This window comes from Gemmobacter caeni (genome assembly GCF_003054195.1).
GTDB lineage: Bacteria > Pseudomonadota > Alphaproteobacteria > Rhodobacterales > Rhodobacteraceae > Gemmobacter > Gemmobacter caeni.
The window spans coordinates 1-4,299 of sequence record NZ_QBKP01000056.1; the positions used below are offsets into that span (position 1 = coordinate 1).

4 protein-coding genes are annotated in these 4,299 nt (G+C 65.5%); 1 reads left to right on the top strand and 3 read right to left on the bottom strand.

The features are described 5' to 3' along the window. From C8N34_RS25585 to hmgA, 3 genes are all read right to left on the bottom strand, one after another. Positions 1-933, bottom strand: a 933-nt coding sequence (locus C8N34_RS25585) for an MBL fold metallo-hydrolase (RefSeq protein ID WP_108131052.1), incomplete at its 3' end; no start/stop codon positions are given. A 3-nt stretch (positions 934-936) separates the two neighbouring features. Then, entirely contained in the window at positions 937-2,172 is a 1,236-nt protein-coding gene (gene fahA / locus C8N34_RS25590; RefSeq protein ID WP_108131053.1) for a fumarylacetoacetase, read from the bottom strand. Then, a complete protein-coding gene (hmgA, locus tag C8N34_RS25595; RefSeq protein WP_054301983.1) occupies positions 2,169-3,533 on the bottom strand; it encodes a homogentisate 1,2-dioxygenase in 1,365 nt (454 codons plus the stop codon). The genes fahA and hmgA overlap by 4 nt, the downstream gene beginning before the upstream one ends. A gap of 160 nt (positions 3,534-3,693) precedes the next feature. Here hmgA and maiA point away from each other — a divergent pair. Beyond that, the coding region (maiA, locus tag C8N34_RS25600; protein WP_108131054.1) for a maleylacetoacetate isomerase at positions 3,694-4,299 on the top strand (606 nt) is incomplete at its 3' end.

Consider the following 4,299-nt stretch of genomic DNA (forward strand, 5'->3'; position numbering starts at 1 on the left):
CCACATTTGTTGATCGCGTTGTGCGGTCCAGATTTTGGGAGTGTCGATGCCTTTTGCTTCGTCGTATGCGCGGGCGACGTTGAAGGGGAGGCAGTGTTCGTAGATGGCGTAGTTTGCGAATTTGGGGTCGCAGGCGGCGCGGACGGCGTCCCATGCTTCTTTGAGGGAGCCGCCGCGGGCGACGACGCGTTCGACGGGTTTGTAGGTGGAGCGGATGAAGTCTGCGGTATTGGCGATGGCTTTGGCGACCATCTCCTCGCCCACCAGCGCGTCGCCGCGGCCGGGCGCGATGGCGCGGGGCTCAAAGGCCGCGATATTGGCGAGCGTTTCGGGCCAGTCCGTGAAGTGGCCGTCGCCGCAATAGCAGGCGGAATGGTATTCGACGATATCGCCGGTGAACATCACCTCCTGATCGGGCACCCAGATCACCGCGTCACCGGCGGTATGGGCGCGGCCGAGCTTCATGATGTCCACCCGGCGGCGGCCGAGCCAGACCGTCATGCTGTCGGAGAAGGTGGTGGTCGGGCGGGTCAGGCCGGGGATTTCCTCGTGCCCCTGGAACAGACGCGGGAAGCGGCCGAACTCGCTGTCCCAGTCCTCCTGCCCGCGCTCCTCGACCATGGCGGCGGCCACGTCGGACATGATGATTTCCCGCGCGCCATAGGCGCTGGCGCCCAGCACCCGCACCGCGTGGTAATGCGTCAGCACGACATGGCTGATCGGCTTGTCGGTGACCGAGCGCACGCAGTCGATGACCTTGCGCGCCAGACGCGGCGTCGCCTGCGCCTCGACGATCATCACGGACTCATCGCCGATGATCACGCCGGTATTGGGGTCACCCTCGGCGGTGAAGGCGTAAAGCCCCTCGCCGATTTCGGTGAAGCTGATCTTCTTTTCAGACAGGTCGCCCTGCGAGGCAAAGGCCTTGGCCATGGTTCACTCCTTCGCCCAGCCGGGCAGTTCGATGGCGGGCAGCACCTGCCCCGCGCAATCGCCAAATCCGATGCGGTAGCCTGCGCCCTGCGCCGCGCCGCGCAAGACCAGCGTATCGCCGTCCTGAAGGAAGCTGCGCGTTTCGCCGGTCTCCAGCGTCAGCGGTTCCTTCCCGCCCCAGCTCAGCTCCAGCAGCGAGCCGCGCGCGTCCTTCGCGGTGCCCGAGATGGTGCCCGACCCCAGCAGATCGCCCACCCGCATCGCACAGCCCGAGGTCGTGTGATGCGCCAGCTGCTGCGCCGCCGAATAATACATCTCGCGGTAATTGGTGCGCGCGATCACGGTCTCGGCCTTGCCCCCGGGGGCGAGGCTGACCGTCAGCCCGATGTCGTAAAGCATCGGCCCCGGCTCGCGCAGATAGGGCAGCAGCGGGCGTTCGCGCGCGGGCGTTGCCACGCGGAACGGCTCCAGCGCCGCTTTCATCACGATCCAGGGGCTGATCGTCGTCGCCGTCGCCTTGGCCTGGAACGGCCCGAGCGGCTGGTATTCCCAGGCCTGGATATCACGCGCCGACCAGTCGTTCAGCAGCACATAGCCGAAGATCATCTCGTCGGCCTCGGCCACCGAGACCATGCCCTGCGACGGCTGGCCGACGATGGCGCCCATCTCCAGTTCCAGATCGAACCGCGCCGAGGGCGCAAGGCGCGGCAGCGCCTCGTCCGGCCCCTTCACCTGCCCCCAGGGCCGGGTGACCGGCGTGCCCGAGACCACCACCGACGAGGCCCGGCCGTTATAGCCGATCGGGATCGACAGCCAGTTCGGCGGCAGCGCATTCTCGGCGCCGCGGAACATGGTGCCCACATTCACCGCATGGTTCTTGCCGGCGTAGAAATCGGTATATTCCGCCACCGCGAAGGGCATCAGCAGCCGCGCGCCCGCCTGCGGCACCAGATGCGGCGCCACCATGGCACGATGCGCCGGGTCCGACAGAAGGTCGGTCAGCCGTGCCCGCAGCGCCGCCCAGACCGCAGGCCCCGCCGCCATCACCGCATTCCAGGCGGGGGCCGCGAACAGCGCCGGGTCCAGCCCGTGATCGACCGCGCCCACATCGAGGATCATATCCCCGATGGCCACCCCCATCCGCGCGCCCCGGCCATCGTCGAAGACGCCACAGGGCAGGTTCTGGATCGGGAAGTCGGTGTCGCCCTGCGCCGAGGCCAGCCAGCTTTGCAGGCTCATGCCTTGATCCCCGGCGTGCCGTCGAATTTCTTTTCAAGGCTGTCCCAGCAATCGACGTAATCGTCCTGCAGCGGCGCCTCTTTCGCGGCAAATTCCGTCAGATGCTGCGGGAAGCGGGTTTCGAACATGAACTGCATGGTCTCGGCCTGGTAATGCGGCACCATCGGCTCGTTCGACCCATGTTCGAAGGCGTTGCGATCCGGCCCGTGCGGCAGCATCATGTTGTGCAGCGAGATGCCCCCCGGCACAAAACCCTGCGGTTTCGCATCATAGATGCCATAGATGTTGCCCATCAGCTCGGACATGATGTTCTTGTGATACCATGGCGGGCGGAAGCTGTGCTCGGCCACCATCCAGCGGTCGCGGAACAGCACGAAGTCGATGTTCGCCGTCCCCTCCTGCCCCGAGGGCGCCGTCAGCACCGTGAAGATCGACGGATCGGGATGGTCGAACAGGATGGCGCCCACCGGGCTGTAGGTGCGCAGGTCGTATTTGTAGGCGCAGTAATTGCCGTGCCAGGCCACCACATCCAGCGGGCTGTGGTCGATGAAGGTCTCGTGGAACTGGCCGCACCATTTGATCACCACGCGGCTGCGGGCCGCGCGGTCCTCGAAGGCCGCCACCGGGCATTTGAAGTCGCGCGGATTGGCAAGGCAGTTCGCCCCGATCGGGCCACGCCCCGGCAGGTCGAACTTCTGGCCGTAATTCTCGCAGACGAAGCCCCGCGCCGGGCCGTCCGGCAGTTCCACCCGGTAGACCAGACCGCGCGGGATGATGGCGATCTCCTTCGGCTCCAGATCAATGATGCCCAGTTCCGTGCAGAAGCGCAGCCTGCCCTCCTGCGGCACCACCAGCAATTCGCTGTCGGCCGAGAAGAAATACTCGTCCTCCATCGACTGCGTCACCAGATAGACATGGCTCGCCATGCCCACCTGCGTGTTCACATCCCCCGCCGTCGTCATCGTCCGCATCCCCGTGATCCAGGTCAGCGCCCCGTCCCCCACCGGCACAGGGTCCCAGCGGTACTGCCCCAGCGAGATCACATCCGGGTCGATATGCGGCGCCGATTTCCAGTAAGGCACCGCGATCTTCGTGAACCGGCCCACATGTTTCACCGAAGGCCGGATCCGGTAGCACCAGGTCCGTTCATTCTGCCCCCGCGGCGCCGTGAAGGCCGTGCCCGAAAGCTGCTCGGCATAAAGCCCGTATTCACACTTCTGCGGGCTGTTCTGCCCCTGCGGCAGCGCCCCCGGCAGCGCCTCGGTCTCGAAGTCATTGCCAAAGCCCGGCATGTAACCCGCATGCGGGCCGGTCACGGCAGTCGAGCGGATCATCCCGCCCGGCAGGGTCTGGTTCGTCATGGCGCGGCCTCCGTTCATGCTGCCCTCCGGCAGGATGTGCGGATAATTAGTTGCATATGCAACAAAGTCAAGCTATTTATTGCAAATGCAACGAACAGACCCGACCCCCCGGACCCTGACCCGCAGCCCGCAGGACAGAACACCGCCAGGAGCGCCGCCCATGATCCGCCTCTTCGACTACTGGCGCTCCTCCGCCAGCTACCGCCTGCGCATCGCCCTCGGCCTCGCCGGCCTCTCCTGGCACAGCCTCCCCGTCGACCTGACCACAGGCCAGCAGTGCGACCCGGAGCACCTGGCCCGAAACCCGCAGGGCCTCGTCCCCGTCCTCGAAATCGACGACCTCACCCTCACCCAATCCCTCGCCATCATCGAATACCTCGACGAGACCCGCGGCCTCGGCCTCCTCCCGGGACCCGCCGCCAACCGCGCCCGCATCCGCGCCGTCGCACATGCCATCGCCATGGACATCCACCCCGTCTGCAACCTCCGCGTCGCCCGCTACGCAGTCGCGCAGTCAAACGGCGGCATCACTATGGAAACCTGGATGCGCGACATGATCACCCCGGGCCTCATCGCCCTCGAAAACATGGTCGACACCGGAAACCACTGCATCGGACAAACCCTCACGCTCGCCGACATCTGCCTCGTCCCACAAATCTACAACGCACGCAGATGGAACATCGATCTCAAAAATCTCCCAAACCTCAACCGCATCACAACATTTCTCGAAAACCTCAAACCATTCGCTAACGCTCATCCAAACCTC